A 16,613-nucleotide genomic window follows, 5' to 3' on the forward strand; every position below is an offset into this window, starting at 1 on the left:
TTTATTTATTCCTTTCTGTAGACTGATGGCATAATATGTTTAAATCCAGTTTCATCACGATTGATGGATTCTGAATGACCAATGAAGAGATATCCTCCATATTCCAAAGCATCATAAAACTTATTAATTAATTCTTTCTTAGTTTCATTATCAAAATAGATCATTACATTTCTACAGAATATTGTATGAAACTTTTTTTTAAAAGGAAAAATTCTATCCATTAAATTAAACTTTCTATATATAATTTCATTCCTTATTTGATCAATAAGGACATTTTTTTCACTATCTATCTTTTTAAAATAATTAAATCTCCAATTAAGTGGGATTGATGCTATTTCTTCACTACTGTATTCACCTTTCATTGCAATATCTAGAACCTTACTTGAAATATCTGTGGCTAATATCTTAGTATTCCACCATTTTTTATCACAACCTAAAAATTCATCGATTATCATTGATAAAGTATATGGCTCCTCACCTGTTGAACAACCGGCACTCCAAACACGTAAATCTTTATCCTTAACAGTTTGCTTAATATAAGGTAAAACCTTATCCCTAAAAAAATAAAAATGATCGACTTCCCTCATAAAAAATGTATGATTTGTTGTTATCTTATCAATCAGAGTAGTTACAGCATCACCAGTTTTATCTGAAATTACATAATTGAAATACTCTGAAAAATTGTTAAAACCTTTTTGTGTAAGTACATTTTGAAGTCTTCCAGTTACAAGGGTCTGCTTACGTTCTCCTAAATTAATACCATATTGGCTTTTAATAAAACTTGCCAATTGCATATACTCTCTCTGTGTAATTTCTAACATTTAAAATCACCCTACGTGTTTATATTATCAAAGAGAGCCTTTTAAAGACTCTCTCCATTTTTAAATTAAACTTTAATATTTTCCAAATTCTGTATCACTTAGTACTATATTTGGCTTCGTTATTGCAGCTTCCAGCATGGACTCATCAATATCAGTAACTCTATTTTTCTTTCTTTCAGCCATGTTTTCAAGCATTCTAAGAACATCTGGATTTAATTCCTCAAGACTTTTTATTTTCGAACTATCTTTTTTTAGTTTGAACTTTCCCACTAATTGCTTTAAAGTTTCAGCTTGTCCAGATAGTTCCTCGCTTGCTGCCGCACATTCTTCAGAGGTTGCGGAGTTTGCCTGCACAACTTGTGATACTTGTGTTATGCCTTGGTTAATCTGTGCAATGCCTGCAGCCTGCTCGTTTGATGCAGCTGCAATTTCACCAACTAATGCTGCTACCTTTGTAACAGTATCAACAATTTCTCCTAATGCACTAGCAGTTTCATTTGCTATTTTTGTTCCACCGTCTGACTTCTTTATAGAATTTTCAATGAGCGCAGTTGTCTCTTTTGCAGCATCTGCTGAACGAGCTGCTAAATTTCTAACTTCTTCCGCTACAACAGCAAATCCTTTTCCATGTTGTCCTGCTCTTGCAGCTTCAACAGCAGCATTTAAGGCTAGAATATTGGTTTGGAAAGCTATATCATCAATTACCTTTATAATCTTTGATATATTACCTGATGATTCGTTAATTTCCTCCATAGCCTTTAGCATCTCTTTCATTTGATTATTCCCTAGGACTGCTTCATCCTTGGCACTCAATGAAAGCTCATTGGCCTGGTTTGCGTTTCCTGCATTTTGCTTAGTCTGAGCTGCAATTTCCTCTATGGAGGCAGTTAATTCCTCTATAGAGCTTGCCTGCTCTGTGGAGCCTTGTGACAATGTTTGTGCTGAATCAGATACCTGATTTGAACCAGATGCAACCTGCTGTGAAGCGTTGTTAATATTATTTAAAACTTCGTTAAAAGCTTTTATTGTTGCATTAATGTCGTTCTTTATCCTTGCATACTCTCCCTTATAGTCTCCTATCATACCAACAGTAAGGTTGCCATCAGCCATCTCTTTAAGTACTTCTGAAGCTTCTCTTATTGGTTCTACTACTGCATTAATAGTATTGTTAAACCCTTCAAGTATTTCTTTGAATCCTCCATTAAACTTATTAGAGTTTCCTCTTAAGCTTAAATCTCCATTTACCGCTGCACTTGATACTGTCTCTACTTCACTTATAAGATCCTTGATATTTTGCATCATTACAATTATAGCAGGCATAATTTTATCATTATCACTTCTCTTGCCTACCTTTCTCAATTCCTCCAAGCTGCTTGTATCTCCCTGCGATACATCAACAACGATATCTTGAATATGAAGTAATCGAGATTGGACTGCATTTATTGCGTCAGAAAATTCTCTTAGCATTCCTTTATGTCCTTCGGTCATTTTTAAAGAATAATCATTCACTGACATTTTTCCAATTACTTGCATAGCTTCATTTATTGGATTAACAACAACATCTAATAAATTGTTTGTTCCGCCTATGATATCACGATAACCACCTTGAAATCTTTCCTCGTCTCCTCTAGCATTTAGATTACCCTTAGAAGCTTCATCTAAAAGTTTTCCCTGCTCACTTACCAAATTATGCAAGGTTTCTATCATCTTATCAAAGGCTGACATAAGTACTCCAACTTCATCCTTTGTATTGGCTTCTATCTTCATATCAAGATTACCTGATGCCACTTCTTCTGCAAAGCTAACCATTTTTTTGATAGGATTACCTATAATTTTTGATATAAATATTCCGAGGAAAATTGCTATAGCAACACCTATTGCTATTATGATAATCATTGTTATTACTGCTTGATTTGCTGATGATTGATTAGCATCTGCATCTTGCTTAGCAAGGCTAACCTTACCATCTAACAAATTATTAATTGCATTTTCCATTGCACTTGCAATGCTTGCGCCATCACTATATAAGCTTGAGATTGCTTGTTCACTTTGATTTGAATTTGCAAGGCTTATTTCTTTATCTCTATAAGCCTTATAATCCTCTAATGCTTTTTGCAAAGTATTAAAATCTTTGAGGGTTTTATCATCTTTTATTCCCACTTGAAAACTAGAAAGACTTGTAGATATTTTTTTGTCAAGATCGCTAAACTGACTAATTGACTTTTGTCTCTGAGCAGCATCCTTTGTATAGATAGCATCTCTTAAGTTAACACGTTCCAATTGATAATATTCCATTGCCTTTGCCATATCATCTAGTGTTGACGTGTGCCAAGAATACATCTCCTCATCCATAACTTGAATCTTTTTTATATTTATAACGCCTACAACACCAACTGTACCTGCAATTACAGCTATAATTATAAAACCTATTAAAAGCTTTGATGCAATTTTTAAATTATAAAACCATTTCATCCTTTAAATCCCCCTATTTTTTTTCTAAAGTGTTTCACTCAAATTTTCGATTTCATCTTCTGTAAGAAGTTTTTCACAATCTAAGATTAGTTTTACATCATTTCCAACCTTGCCAATTCCCTTTATGTACTTGTTTTGTTGTCCTTTGCTTACCGATGGAGGAGGGACAATATTTTGTTCCTGTATAGAGAGTACTTCTGAGACACTATCTACAATAAGCCCAATGGATAAATCCTTTATATCAATTACAATTACACAGGTTCTTTCATTGTATGCCCTGGGCTCCTTTTTGAATCTTAGTCTAACATCCATTACAGGAATAATTTTTCCTCTTAAATTAACAATTCCTTTAACATAATTAGGTAACTGTGGAACCTCAGTAATTGGCTGTATTCCAATAATTTCTGTGACATATTTAATTTCGATACCATAGAATTCAGTACCTAAGGAAAATGTTAAAAACTTCCCTCTTTGGGTATCTTCCTCCTGTTCTAGTATTTCCAGTTCTTTTGACTTTTCCATCTTATTCACCTCTTTCCTTCATTCATGCCATTTAGTCATTATTAGGCAACTGTATTTGTATTTTAGTATATTTAACTATTTGTAGATCAAGTTTTTCACTAATGTCCAAAGTTTTTATAGAATTTCCTTCTTCTATGGCTTCATGAAGTTTACCCCTAAGGCCGTCTATATTATTGCAAATTATTTCTATATTATTCATATAATCCGGTTTAGTACTTCTTTAATAATATAGGTTAGCAGATTATTATAGGTTAATTATTCATTAATACTGCTGTATCTAATATTAGACTAATGCTGCCATCTCCTAGCAAAGTACAACCTGCCACCCCCTTAACTTTCTTTATATATTTTGGTAGTGGCTTTACTACCACTTCTTGTTCTCCAAGAAGAAAGTCACAGAATAGACATAATAGCCTTGATTCAGATTCAACCATCACTATAATCCCATCCTGTAATTTCTTAATCTGAGTATTAACACCAAAATGACTATGCAGCCTTAGAATTGGATAACATTCTCCTCTAACCATAATCATTTCATTGCCATCAGGATCAGTTATTATATCTTTTTCCTTTACTCTAAAAAATTCCTTTATAGTTGGCGTAGGTACAGTATATCTGGCTTTACCAACAGATATGTTAATTCCATCTATAATAGCCATAGTAAGCGGTATTTTTAATGTTATTGTTGTTCCATATCCCTGTAGGCTTTCAATAAGTATGCTGCCACCTATACTATCAATGTTCTTGGATACAACATCCATACCTACACCTCGGCCTGAATATTCAGTTACTTGTTCATTTGTCGAAAAACCTGGAAGTAAAATAAGAGAGTAAATTTCCTTATCACTCATTTCATCAATGGATTTATTTATAATCCCATGTTCTTTTGCCTTATCGTATATCTTTGTCTTATCAAGTCCATTGCCATCATCCTTGACACTTATGAGTACATCTCCACCTGCATTTTTTGCTTCTAATGTTAACTTTGCTTTTTCATTCTTATTTAATAAAATTCGCTCTGCTTTTGACTCTATTCCATGGTCAATAGCATTTCGAACAAGGTGCATTAAGGGATCGGATATTTGTTCAATAATATTTTTATCAACTTCAGTTTCTTCTCCAATCAATTGTAGTTCAACTTCTTTTTCAAGTTTTTTACTCATATCCCTTACAATCCTGTTCATCTTTTGAAAAGTATTTGTTAATGGTATCATCCTTATTGCCATAACAATGTCCTGAAGTTCACTAGTAATTTTATTTAGCTGTCTTGCAGCCTTGTAAAAATTATCTAACTCAAGATTTTTAAGCTCAGGATTTTGAGTTACCATTGCTTCAGAAATTACTAATTCTCCTACGAGATCCATAAGCTTGTCTAGTTTATCAACGCTAACATTAATCATACTTTGAGATGCATGTCCGTATAATTCTTGTTTATCTATCCCAGGCTTGTTTGTTCCGCTTGATTCATTATTATTACTATTAGAACTTTCTTTATTTGGGCCCTCATTAATATTACTTAATTCCGTATTAAGACTACCTTTAGATGCTTTAGCCCTTAATCTATTTTGCACCTCATGGATTTCAATATTATTATCAAAATGCTCTAACTTCAATTCCTTAAGAAAAATTGTTTTCGCAAAGAAGTCTTCCAATTCCTTAATGTTCTTATCTGATTCAAATATAATATTAAAGCCTTCCTCACGGATTATCTTATCAGTATCATCATTTTCAACAATATCCTCTGGGTAATATTCTATATTTCTTGCTATCTGCTTTAGGTTATGTATAATTGTAAAAGCCCTTATATTTTCCATAGCACAGTCATCTACAAAATATACCAATGCATGATAATTGCAATTATTTTTATTTTTTGTCTGAACTTTATCCTTAGCTATATAATACCTTTGCTGTTCCTTTTCCTCTACTTTCTCACTAATAGATGAATTTGCGTTGTCATTTATGTTTTCTAAACCTTTTATTCCGTATAAATAGTTCTTTATTTCAGCAGTTAGATCAGATGAATTTCCATCCGCATCCTGACCATTATCAAGTTTTCCTACTTCATATCTGATGAAATCTACAAACTTTAATACTATATCAGCTAGCCTAGAGTAATCTACACATATTTCTTTAGTTTCTCTGATATAAAAAAATAAGTCCTCGATAGAATGTGCTAGGCCTGAAATATCATTTAAAAGCATCATTGCTGAAGAACCTTTAATAGTGTGCATTATCCTAAAGATTTCATTTACGGTTTCCTCGGAAAACTTTTGAGCTTTCTCACTGTTTAATATTGCTAACTCAAGCTGCTCTATTAATTGAAAGGTTTCAAATATGAACATATCAAGCATTGGTTCCCTGCCCTCATTGCTGCTCAATTAAATCACTCCTCCGTATTTACCATTACCTAAACTTGACTTAATACCTTAACTAAATGTTCCTCCTTATATGGCTTGACCACAAAGCTCTTAGCCCCATTAAGTATTGCGGTTTTAACTTTGCTTTCTTGGCCTAATGCAGATAACATAACTACTTTAGCATTAGGATCAAATTGCAAAATTAATGCAAGTGCATCTAAGCCTTCCATTTCAGGCATTGTTATATCCATAGTAACTATATCTGGATGAAGCTCCTTATACTTATTTACTGCCTCTAATCCATTTACAGCTTCACCAACCACCTCAAATTCGTTTTTCTCCAGTGACATTTTTATAGATAACCTCATAAAAGATGAGTCATCAACTACCAATACTTTTTTCATATTCATCCCCCTAATATTAGTAATTTAATAGCCTTATTTTATATAAACATTAGTAAGTTATCGTTCGCTAACTAAATAATAAGCTAAAAGTTAACAACTTGTCAATATTTGTATTGGTTTTTTGTAAAATTATTAGCATATTTGTAAACCCATGTTAAATTCTGTAATAATAATTTACATATTTATCGAATTATGTAAATCATAATTAACTTTAAAATATAAAAAGCATATAGAATTTAAAATAAATTCTATATGCCTCAATGTAAGCCAAAATTGTTATATATATTATAAATTATTTAAGACCATTTCCATAGATTCAATAATCTTTTCTTTAAGAGGAAAGCTGCAACCATTAATTCTCCAATTTAAAGTGATATCGTTAAATGTGCCTTGTAATATATGACAAAGAATATCAACAGTAATTTTCTTATTAATTGAATTCTCTATTTGTCCGCTTGATATTAATTTTTGTAAAAACTTTGATCTCGTATCTAAAATGTGATTAAATTTATTAGATAGCAATTTATCATAAAGAAAGACACTGTGGGATAACCCAACTGCAATTATTGCAGGATAATTTTCATAATACTCTGCATAGGATTTAAAAAATTGAATAATCTTCTCTTTAAATGGTGTATTTTTCTGCTCTATTGTATTGATTATAAATGTATCATAATTTGAATAATAATCTAGTACTTCTAAAAGAATATCCTGTTTACTATTAAAGTGTCTATACAATGATGCATCAGATACACCCTGTCTTCTAGCTATTTCTCTTGTTGATAGTTCGTGTATTCCTAATTCATCTATAATCTCTATTGCAGTTATAACAATACTTTCTTTTCTTGGTATATAAGACTTATTCATTAAGTTACCCACCTATCCCAATCTTAATAATCATTATATATTATAATAGAATACTTAGAATATCTTAGTAAACCAAAAGGGATTGTCCCTAGTGATTCATATATTCTCCTTGCATAGTGTATCCTCATACGAACATATAAATTTTATTATTTATATATAATAATTATAAGCTTTTATAAGAAATATCACTACCATTATAAATAAAAGTTCCTTACCCTCTTTTACTAATTTCATCTTCAATAAGGGATTTAGCAATGGTAGACGATACAACTTGTAATGCATCTGAAAATTCATCTCCTGAATATTTTTCCATACCATTTCACCTCCTCTCTGTCTCATTTGCAGACTTTCAATTCAATTATCAGTGAAGTCATTTTGCTTTTTACTCAAGCTGACTTCAGGTTTCTTTAACTAAATTAAGTATGTTTATTTGCTGGGCAGCTTAATGCCATGCCAGCCACTTACATCGCATTGACCATATTCATTGTCACCTACAGCAACCACCCTGCCGTCAGATTTAAGGCCGATGGTATGAGCGCAGCCTGCCGCAACTGCAACAATATCGCACCAGTCACTTACATTGCATTGCCCGTAGTCATTTAAGCCCACAGCTGTCACCGTACCGTCAGACTTAAGGCCGATGGTATGATAACTACCTACCGCTATGGCCACAATGCCGCACCAGCCACTGACATCACATTGTCCTTCTCTGTTAAAGCCTACAGCCATCACAGAACCATCCGATTTAAGCCCAACGGTATGAAGGTAACCAGCAGCTACCGCCGCAATTTCCTGCCAGCTGCTTACATTGCACTGGCCGTAACGGTTGATACCCACACTCGTCACCCTGCCGTCCACTTTAAGTCCGACGGTATGCCAATCACCCGACGCAACAGCCATTATTTCACACCAGCCATCTACATTGCATTCGCCGTAAGTGCTGCGTCCCACAGCAATCACCCTGCCGTCCGATTTAACTCCCAGGGTACGACGCCAACCCGCCGCAACTGCTACTATACCGCGCCAGTCCTTTACATCACACTGTCCATGCTTATTCCACCCCACAGCCACCACAGTACCGTCAGATTTAAGACCGATTGTATGAGCATTACCCGTGTTGTTCGCCATATGAACATTTCCAGCTGCTACCGCCATAATATCACGCCAGATAGTTACATCACATTGGCCATATTTATTATCACCTACAGCCGTAACTGTTCCATCGGAATTAAGACCAACGGTATGACGACGTCCCGCCGCTATTGTATTTTCAGGAATAGCTATTCGCAGGCTGTCATTATTATTCTTCATAATTGCACCGCCTTGAAATTCTGTTTTTTATTTATTAACTCACCTATATAATCAATCAATTCCTTTACTTCAGACTCCACCTCAGACAGAGGAGATAACAGCCCGTCATTCGATTCCTCTGCTTCTTTGGATAAAAACATTTTATTCTCCTTACTTATAGTTTTCAGCTTTTTAAGCATCCTGACTATGCACTGTGTACTGTAGTTTTCCTGCCTTAAAGCTTTAATGACTTTAAGCAGCTTTATTTCATCTTCTCCATAGACGCGATAGCCATTTTTGCTTCTTGGAACGTGAACTATACAGCCCCATTTTTCATATAACATAACCGTGTTGGGATGAATCCATATTATTCTAGCAATTTCAGAAGTACTATAGGTTCTCATTGAACACCTCCCATTTGGTTACCAAATTGCATCTTTATAATAACATACAACTTAAACCCTGATAGGACAGTGGAGGGTTTATATATTATTTGCTAAGAAAAACTCTTATATCATCGATAGAACGCCACAAAAATTCCGATTTATCGCACAAAACAGTTCAATTATACCGATATCCATGTTGGTGTAATTGAACTGCTCATATTTCTCTGTAATCATTTTTGGAATCAGAAGGAACCGTCCCTACTGATCTATCCAGTTTATTTCATATGACTATATAGAAGCTTCCATTCTAATTCTAAGTCTTCATCAATAGCTGAAATGTCTAAAGCATTTTGATTGTAAATAATACGTATTTCTTGTAATCCTGCAAATGAAAATCTTGACCATGCTACTATATTTAAATGAAGTGCAAAATTTAATATATTCCCCCGGGAACGCAAGCCCGCATCAATTCCATCAGCTAGACATAAAGACCCATGGCCTATTAATAACATACGTCTAAGTTCAGGTTTACTACCAAATGGCATAGATTCAAGCCAACTTCTCTTATGGTAAAATCTACTCTTAATTGCCCATAGAAATCTAATCATAATCTCATTAATTGCAACCGGGATCGCCATGGCTACTCCATGTCTTGCATCATAACCAGATTCAAATACTTTAACAGATAATTCAGCTAAACTCTTCTTTTCTCCATTTACATTAAAAGAACCAAAATTACAGAATTGAAACATTTCAAAGAAAGGAATAGGTACACCTGCTCCCTTTCCATTTTCACTATGTCCTCTAGTGCCACTGGAACCGGCAATATCTGACATAATATGCCCTATCCAATTGCAGAACCCAGAGAAAAGTTTGGCAAAGAAACTTTTTCCTTTTAATTCAAAACCATTTTTTACTGATTCTACTCTAATAATTTTACCATCTGAAACAAAACTATTTTCCCCGGTAAACTGATCTAAAATTGAAAAAAACAATCCAATTAAGTCCGGTGAATGTGCTAAAGATTTTATATGATGATTTGAGGGACTCATTTTAAATTCAATATCACCTAATTTTAAATCCGATGCATATCTAGCATCATAGTTAACTTTAAACCTACGTTCAAGATATCCAATCGCACTTGCAATACCCTCTGGTGCTGATTTTGAATTATTTATTCCTTTATTTTTATCAGATTTCCATACCCCTTGTGCAAATTTCTCAACTATATTGTCAACTTTATCATCCGTCCATTTTCCTAGTTTACCTTCATGTGGTATACCAACAAAGAATGCATCAATTAGACCAGTTGCAACACCACAAAATCCTGCAATAAGATAATCATACTTATCACAATTTGCTTTCTTCATTGTGTAATCTTCTCTTATTCTCTGGCCTAACTCCAGTCTTTCTGATTCAGTCATTAAGTCATCAAACGGATCTTTTGAAAAATCAATTTTATTTGCCTCTGCATATTTTTCAATTCTTGTCATATAATCTTGCCAACTAATATTATCGCTATTTCCAACAATACTAAGCATCTCAAGATTTTCAACTTGAATCTGTGATTTTTCTTCTTCCGATAATGTTACAATTTCCTCAATATAGCTCTCATAGTTATTTGTATCTATACCATTTTGCTCACATAAGAATTCAGCCTGCTGAATCAATAAATCAAGATTATCTAAATTGTCCATGTTAATTTCTGATAAACTATTAATTGCTGATTGAATTTTAGATACTTGATTTCCTATTGCTTGTCCTTGATGCTTTTGTACTAGCATTGCTTTTCCTGATTGTTCTATTAATTCCTCACTAATATCTTTCTTTGGCATAATACATCACCTAATAATTTATCCTTTAATTTTCTTTTTCAAAAACACTTTTAGCTAAACTTTTTGCCATTCCTTTTGCCGACGCTAATGCTGCATCTTTTAAATTTGTATACCCTATAGCTTCAAAAACTGAATATAATTGTTCGAGTTGATTTAATGAAAGCTTATCATTTAATATAAATTCAGTCTTAGTAATTTTTTCATCTTCATCATTAACTTCTTGCTTAATATAACAAGATAATATATAGCCTTGTAGTTTCTCCTTAGTTTTTTCATTCGTTAACTCATTAAGTCTATTTATATCTAATGTCTTTGGCAAATGGGAAATTACAGTCTCACTTTCTGCATAATTTATTTTTCTTGTTGCTTCCTTAGCACCTTTACTCATCATTGATAATAAGGCTGATAATTTTTCGATTTTCTTAGTAGTCACTATACCATTTTTTATTTCTTCCATAAGAATTCTTGAAATTTCATTAACATCTTCAATCAAATAATCAAGTGATTTTTGTGAATTTTTAATTATAGCTTGTAACATCATTTCTCTTTGCTTATTGTTTTCTAGCTCTTCGATACCTGTAAGTTTTTTAACCCCCTTATATGTTCCTACCCCAAGTAAGACTACTACTCCAATACCAGTTGCCATTCCTGAAAGTCCTAAAATTCCACCCATTCCAAGAGTAGCTAATCCTGACGTAATACCAGTAGCACCTATACCTAATACAGAACCTGAGAAATATATAGCTGCTAATGGAACGCCAACTGCTCCTGCTTTTGCTGCTAAATCTTTCATAGATTTTGTTATTTCCGTATCATTTTTTCTTAAAAATAAAATTTCTTCATCATTGTTAATAGCAGCAACTATTAAATCAATCTGATTGTCATTAATATCGAATTTATTTTGCAATGAAACAATAAATTTATTTTCATTCCAATTATTTATGTCATTTTTAATTTTATATATATATATAATATCTTTTAAAAGTGATTTCTTTATAACACCTAAACTTCCTTCTGGAACATTATCACTAATACATTGAATCAAGTCATTTGTTTCTTCAATTTCTGAATTAGAACACATATAGTTTCTAATTTCTAAGCGATTTTCACTATTATAGTCAGTTCTAACTATTAACGATATTATTTCAGCATATTCTTTAGAATCAATCACTCCATAATTTGAATATGCAAAATTACATATTATTTTTATGTATGCCTTCTTTATTTCATCATTCATTGATGTTAGTGGTAATGTTTCTTCTATAGCTGTATATGCCCCTTCGTTACTTTTACCATTAGCTTGTGTTATTTTATCTTTTATTTCTGATATTTTGTCGTCGATTCCTAACTCTGACATTTTAATCTCAGCTTCATATTTCAAATCAGAGATTTTATCAACTACATTATCTTTTAACTCTGATATTTTATCATCTATTCCTAGTTCAGACATTTTTATTTCAGTTTCATATTTTAAATCTTCAAGTTTATCTTTTGCAGCAGATCCTAATGACCTAATTCCATCTATTATTCCCATATTATACTCCTCCATATATAACCAATAACTACTTAATTCTTCAAATATATACAATTTTCCTTCTTTTCTCTAAATGATATACTTTAATCCTTATTTTATCACATTTATACAACTTGAAAAACCCCGACAGAATCTAATATCATCTGTGGATGGGTTCACAATGAAACATTTCTGAAATATGCATTAATAAATGATCGTCTTCTTCATACATGGCGCAGATGGGAATTAGGTTATAAACCTAACAGAAAGAATAATGAAATACTTAAAAAGGAGCTTTTAAAGCTCCTTAATCAATTCCACAAGTCTTTAGTTAATTCTTTAATTATTTTCTTTCGCTTTTCTGTTTCTATAATATCAATAGTAATTACATCATCTAAAATGGATAGTACATCTCCCTCTTTAGCCTCTGGAGGTAGTTTAGATTTCTCTATATCAATCATAGTTCTGTCTTCTTCTTCACATACAGCATAATTTCCTTCAAACCTATCAATTATTACTCTCATTTATATCACTCCTTATTGAGGTGGGTGGCAGACACTACAAGGTCCATAACCACCAGCTTTTGCATCATCTAAACTTATGGAAATTTTACTTTTACTCAAATATTTACAACCAGCTGCATGATATTTTTTCCCTGAATTTGTTATATATACTGTAACACTTTTGTTTTGACTTGGAGCAGGTTTTGGAGCCGGAGTTGGTTTTACAACTACTGGAGTTTGATTATTACTAGAGTTTGAGGTAGAACTTGATGCAATGCCATTATAGCTTCCTGGCTGAGTATTGAAACTTACATTTTTCCCGTCACTTGTCGCAACAACAGTTCCATTTTCATCTGTTCTATATACAACTACACCTTTGTTTTTTAATCTATTTAGAGTCTCTTGAGTAGGATGCCCATAACTATTACCTTTACCAACACTTATTACAGCATACTTTGGGCTTACTTTGTCTAAAAAGGTTTGGCTAGTAGAAGTTTTACTGCCATGATGTCCTACTTTTAAAACAGTTGCTGATAAATCTAATCCTTTAGATAACATTTGACTCTCAGAAGTTGCTTCAGCATCTCCTGTTAGAAGAAAAGATGTACTGCCATATGTAAGCTTAATTACTATAGAGTAATCATTAGCATCTTCATAGGCACTTCCGTTGGGTGCCAAAATAGTAGCCGTTGCATCACCAATTTTAAAAGAACTACCTACTACCGGAGCAGTAAGCTGAAGTCCTTTATTTTTAACGGCGCTTATAAAATCTTGAAAAGTCTTTGTATTTGCAGTCTGCTTTGGGAAGTATACTTTTCCAACTTTAAATGAATTTATTATATAATCCATACTTCCAATATGATCTTCATGTGCATGAGTGCCTACAACAACATCTAAAGCTTTTACTCCTTGACTATCTAAATAAGTCTTAATAGTTTGAGCATCTCCGGTATTACCAGCATCTATAAGCATAGATGAATTACCCTGCTGTACCAATATACTATCTGCTTGTCCTACATTAATAAAATGTACTTTGAGTTGTCCATTAACTAATGTTGTGTTATTTGAGGATTCATTAGAAACAGGCTTAGAATCGTTGTTTGTCTTAGCATCTGCAGCTGATGAATTTTTTGTTTCATTACTCTTTGAATTCTCTACATTAGATCCAGTTGCATTTTTACCAGCTGAGGTTTGAATAGAATTATTATTTGAGCAGCTAACTCCTGAGACTATAATAAAAAACAACAAGGCAAATATTCCAGAAGGTATTGCTCTAATTTTTTTAGTAAATTTATGATTTTTCCGCATTAAAAAAATACCTAAAGGTGCAAACAAGATTAAAGCTGTCCAAATAAACCAATTACTATTATAAAACTTTTGTTTATCGCTCATTATTATCCTCCTAACCTATAAATTATCAAATAATTTACTATTTCAACAAAAAAATTGAAATTCCTTCTTTTTACAGAAAAAAAGAGCTTAACGCTCTATTTAAGCCTTATATTATTATCTATTTACATCTTCCAAAACTAAAAGTTGCGAGATAAACCACTGTAGCTATCAACTTTTTAAACTCATAACAAATTTAGAATGTGGTAGAAATTTAATATGGTATCTTTTACCTATAATCATTAATTGTGGTAAAGCCACGTACTACGCTACTTTTTACAAGTTAGCATTACATTTATACAACTTAAGGAATAAAAACGCCAATAAAATGCCCGTGATCATAATGGTCACAGGCTACTTAACAATGGATTATATTTGACTATCTATTTTTCTTTTTAGCCTTGTCAATTAGTGGTCGTAAGAGGTAAAAATTAATAACTTCAATAACAATTCCTCCACCAATTGAAATAACTAACATTACTAAAAATATAGCAACAATGTCCATATAATTTTTCACAGATAAAGAGTATGAAAAATAAATCGTAAACGCTATGCTAAAAAAAATCCAATAAACAATGCTTTTTTTAATGAAAGACATAAATTTACTATTCATAAATCCACCTCATATAATACTGTAATGTGATTAATAATAATACGGTTCTCCTTATCATTACCAAGATCAATTTTTTGTTTACATGCTTCGAAAAGATTATTGTGCAAAATAAAATTTTCATGCAAATTTTTATATAAGAAAGCTAGTTGAACTATATTATATTATCGAGCCACTACATTACTTCATCAAGTTCTCAATCTTCTAAAAGGAAAAATCTTTCTTTCCCCTATTTCGGGATGCCTGCTGAGAAAAATAAAAAACCAACTTGTTAGTATGATACCTTTCATTACACTGCTGAGGCTTATGCTCCACCAAACCCCGGACAAACCCATTCCTGCTGATAATAATAATGCACCTGGAATTCTCAAGGTATTAAAAACAATACCATTTAGTGAAGGCGGTACTGTTATTCCAAGTCCATTAAAAGCTCCTGCAGTGGTTATTTCTATGCACATAAAAAATTGTGAAACCCCAAGTATTCTAAGATATACTATTCCTTCTTTTACAACATTCTTCTCCCGTATAAAAATGGAGAAAATTGGTCCAGGTAAGAATATTAAGAGGCTTGACGTTATTAATCCTATAACAGAAATAATGCCTATGGCTGTAAAATATCCCTTATAAATTCTATCCCACTTTTTCGCACCAAAGTTTTGACCCACAAAAGCGGCTAAAGCTGTTTGAAAGCCTCCAGCGGTCATCCAGGATATGGACTCTATTTGTGAACCCACACTTTGCACTGCAATAGGTGTAGGCCCCCAATTGGAAAGTATTCTCGCAATTATCATAGCTATTAACGTAAAGGCTCCACTTTGCAGCGATACAGGCAATCCAAATGTTACTATCTTGTTCATATGTTTCCAGTCTGGTATTTGTAGAAAATTAATTCCTTTAAAGTAATTAGTTCTTTTCAATATAACAAAAATATAGATTGATGTTGCAACAAATTGGGCAAATATAGTTGCAATAGCTGCTCCGGCAACCTCAAGCCTTGGGAAAGGCCCTATTCCTAATATTAGGAAGGGGTCCAGCGTTATTGCAATTGCCAGCCCTATAGTGTTGATTAAAAAAGGCGTCCTGCTGTCTCCATGTCCATTAAAAATAGCTGTAAGTACAGGAGGCAAAAAGAAAAACACCATACCAAGTGATATTATCCCTAGAAAACTTGATGCATTGTTTATAATATCATCGCTCTTAAGATTAAAAAAACCTATAAACTGTCTTCTAAATATGAATATAGAAACACCATAAAGCAGTGCTAAAATCACAGTAAGCTGCAATGAATGTCTTATATAGCTTTTAGTTTCCTCTGCATCCTTCTTTCCTACTGATTGTGCTATTCCAACTGCAGCACCTATTTGCGGAATGGTTATGAAAGCAAAGGCAAACCAGGTAAAAAATCCCGCAGTTCCAACAGCTGTAACAGCTCTTGAGCCTAAAATTCCAACCCATAGCATGTCCGCCAAATTGTAGGCCATTTGTATAAATGATGTTCCCATAATAGGCAGTGCTAAAATTATTAATTTCTTTAAAATCTTTCCCTCTGTCAAATTCGTATTCAAAATTTAATATCTCCCTTAAGTACACTGAAAATTAATTCAGCTTAAAATGCTTATTCAATTATAGCATACTTAATAATAT

Annotated in this window: 14 protein-coding genes; all 14 read right to left on the reverse strand. The window is 32.8% G+C overall.

Going from position 1 to position 16,613, the window contains the following annotated elements:
• Window positions 1-5: 5 nt before the first annotated feature.
• Window positions 6-821: a CheR family methyltransferase gene (locus ACJDUG_RS13955; protein ID WP_406770492.1), complete on the reverse strand. Its 816-nt coding sequence runs from the start codon at window positions 819-821 to the stop codon at window positions 6-8.
• Between the two features lie 72 nt (window positions 822-893).
• Complete coding sequence (locus tag ACJDUG_RS13960) at window positions 894-3,293, reverse strand: methyl-accepting chemotaxis protein (RefSeq protein ID WP_406770493.1); 2,400 nt, start codon at window positions 3,291-3,293, stop codon at window positions 894-896.
• A gap of 24 nt (window positions 3,294-3,317) precedes the next feature.
• Window positions 3,318-3,815 (reverse strand): chemotaxis protein CheW, encoded by a 498-nt coding sequence (locus ACJDUG_RS13965; RefSeq protein WP_406770494.1) that lies wholly within the window; start codon window positions 3,813-3,815, stop codon window positions 3,318-3,320.
• 31 nt (window positions 3,816-3,846) lie between these two features.
• Entirely contained in the window at window positions 3,847-4,014 is a 168-nt protein-coding gene (locus ACJDUG_RS13970) for a Spo0E family sporulation regulatory protein-aspartic acid phosphatase (protein WP_406770495.1), read from the reverse strand.
• Window positions 4,015-4,066: 52 nt separating this feature from the next.
• Window positions 4,067-6,193 carry a chemotaxis protein CheW gene (locus ACJDUG_RS13975; RefSeq protein WP_406770496.1) on the reverse strand — a complete coding sequence of 709 codons (2,127 nt, stop codon included), beginning with the start codon at window positions 6,191-6,193 and terminating at the stop codon, window positions 4,067-4,069.
• Window positions 6,194-6,222: 29 nt separating this feature from the next.
• Window positions 6,223-6,576: a response regulator gene (locus ACJDUG_RS13980; protein WP_406770497.1), complete on the reverse strand. Its 354-nt coding sequence runs from the start codon at window positions 6,574-6,576 to the stop codon at window positions 6,223-6,225.
• A gap of 285 nt (window positions 6,577-6,861) precedes the next feature.
• Window positions 6,862-7,443 carry a TetR/AcrR family transcriptional regulator gene (locus ACJDUG_RS13985; protein WP_406770498.1) on the reverse strand — a complete coding sequence of 194 codons (582 nt, stop codon included), beginning with the start codon at window positions 7,441-7,443 and terminating at the stop codon, window positions 6,862-6,864.
• A 426-nt stretch (window positions 7,444-7,869) separates the two neighbouring features.
• The gene (locus ACJDUG_RS13990) at window positions 7,870-8,754 is read right to left on the reverse strand and encodes an RCC1 domain-containing protein (protein WP_406770499.1); all 885 of its coding nucleotides are present in this window, start codon (window positions 8,752-8,754) and stop codon (window positions 7,870-7,872) included.
• Complete coding sequence (locus tag ACJDUG_RS13995) at window positions 8,751-9,137, reverse strand: MerR family transcriptional regulator (RefSeq protein WP_406770500.1); 387 nt, start codon at window positions 9,135-9,137, stop codon at window positions 8,751-8,753. Before ACJDUG_RS13995 ends, ACJDUG_RS13990 begins: the two co-directional genes overlap by 4 nt.
• A gap of 257 nt (window positions 9,138-9,394) precedes the next feature.
• Complete coding sequence (locus tag ACJDUG_RS14000; protein WP_406770501.1) at window positions 9,395-10,954, reverse strand: hypothetical protein; 1,560 nt, start codon at window positions 10,952-10,954, stop codon at window positions 9,395-9,397.
• Window positions 10,955-10,979: 25 nt separating this feature from the next.
• Window positions 10,980-12,488, reverse strand: coding sequence for a hypothetical protein (locus tag ACJDUG_RS14005; RefSeq protein ID WP_406770502.1), 1,509 nt, complete (start codon window positions 12,486-12,488; stop codon window positions 10,980-10,982).
• Between the two features lie 290 nt (window positions 12,489-12,778).
• Window positions 12,779-12,991 carry a DUF3006 domain-containing protein gene (locus ACJDUG_RS14010; protein ID WP_406770503.1) on the reverse strand — a complete coding sequence of 71 codons (213 nt, stop codon included), beginning with the start codon at window positions 12,989-12,991 and terminating at the stop codon, window positions 12,779-12,781.
• A gap of 12 nt (window positions 12,992-13,003) precedes the next feature.
• Window positions 13,004-14,362, reverse strand: coding sequence for a ComEC/Rec2 family competence protein (locus ACJDUG_RS14015; RefSeq protein WP_406770504.1), 1,359 nt, complete (start codon window positions 14,360-14,362; stop codon window positions 13,004-13,006).
• 795 nt (window positions 14,363-15,157) lie between these two features.
• Window positions 15,158-16,534, reverse strand: a complete 1,377-nt coding sequence (locus ACJDUG_RS14020; RefSeq protein ID WP_406770505.1) for an MATE family efflux transporter — start codon at window positions 16,532-16,534, stop codon at window positions 15,158-15,160.
• Window positions 16,535-16,613: the final 79 nt, after the last annotated feature.

Origin of the sequence: Candidatus Clostridium stratigraminis, assembly GCF_045310675.1 — a bacterium.
GTDB classification, from domain to species: Bacteria; Bacillota; Clostridia; order Clostridiales; family Clostridiaceae; genus Clostridium_AT; species Clostridium_AT stratigraminis.

What these genes read in the sequence shown, in the direction of transcription:
- ACJDUG_RS13965 (WP_406770494.1), bottom strand. Translation starts at nt 3,815, where the DNA reads ATGGAAAAGTCAAAAGAACTGGAAATACTAGAACAGGAGGAAGATACC.
- ACJDUG_RS13960 (WP_406770493.1), bottom strand. Translation starts at nt 3,293, where the DNA reads ATGAAATGGTTTTATAATTTAAAAATTGCATCAAAGCTTTTAATAGGT.
- ACJDUG_RS13990 (WP_406770499.1), bottom strand. Translation starts at nt 8,754, where the DNA reads ATGAAGAATAATAATGACAGCCTGCGAATAGCTATTCCTGAAAATACA.
- ACJDUG_RS13995 (WP_406770500.1), bottom strand. Translation starts at nt 9,137, where the DNA reads ATGAGAACCTATAGTACTTCTGAAATTGCTAGAATAATATGGATTCAT.
- ACJDUG_RS13970 (WP_406770495.1), bottom strand. Translation starts at nt 4,014, where the DNA reads ATGAATAATATAGAAATAATTTGCAATAATATAGACGGCCTTAGGGGT.
- ACJDUG_RS13980 (WP_406770497.1), bottom strand. Translation starts at nt 6,576, where the DNA reads ATGAAAAAAGTATTGGTAGTTGATGACTCATCTTTTATGAGGTTATCT.
- ACJDUG_RS14000 (WP_406770501.1), bottom strand. Translation starts at nt 10,954, where the DNA reads ATGCCAAAGAAAGATATTAGTGAGGAATTAATAGAACAATCAGGAAAA.
- ACJDUG_RS13985 (WP_406770498.1), bottom strand. Translation starts at nt 7,443, where the DNA reads ATGAATAAGTCTTATATACCAAGAAAAGAAAGTATTGTTATAACTGCA.
- ACJDUG_RS14015 (WP_406770504.1), bottom strand. Translation starts at nt 14,362, where the DNA reads ATGAGCGATAAACAAAAGTTTTATAATAGTAATTGGTTTATTTGGACA.
- ACJDUG_RS14005 (WP_406770502.1), bottom strand. Translation starts at nt 12,488, where the DNA reads ATGGGAATAATAGATGGAATTAGGTCATTAGGATCTGCTGCAAAAGAT.
- ACJDUG_RS13955 (WP_406770492.1), bottom strand. Translation starts at nt 821, where the DNA reads ATGTTAGAAATTACACAGAGAGAGTATATGCAATTGGCAAGTTTTATT.
- ACJDUG_RS14010 (WP_406770503.1), bottom strand. Translation starts at nt 12,991, where the DNA reads ATGAGAGTAATAATTGATAGGTTTGAAGGAAATTATGCTGTATGTGAA.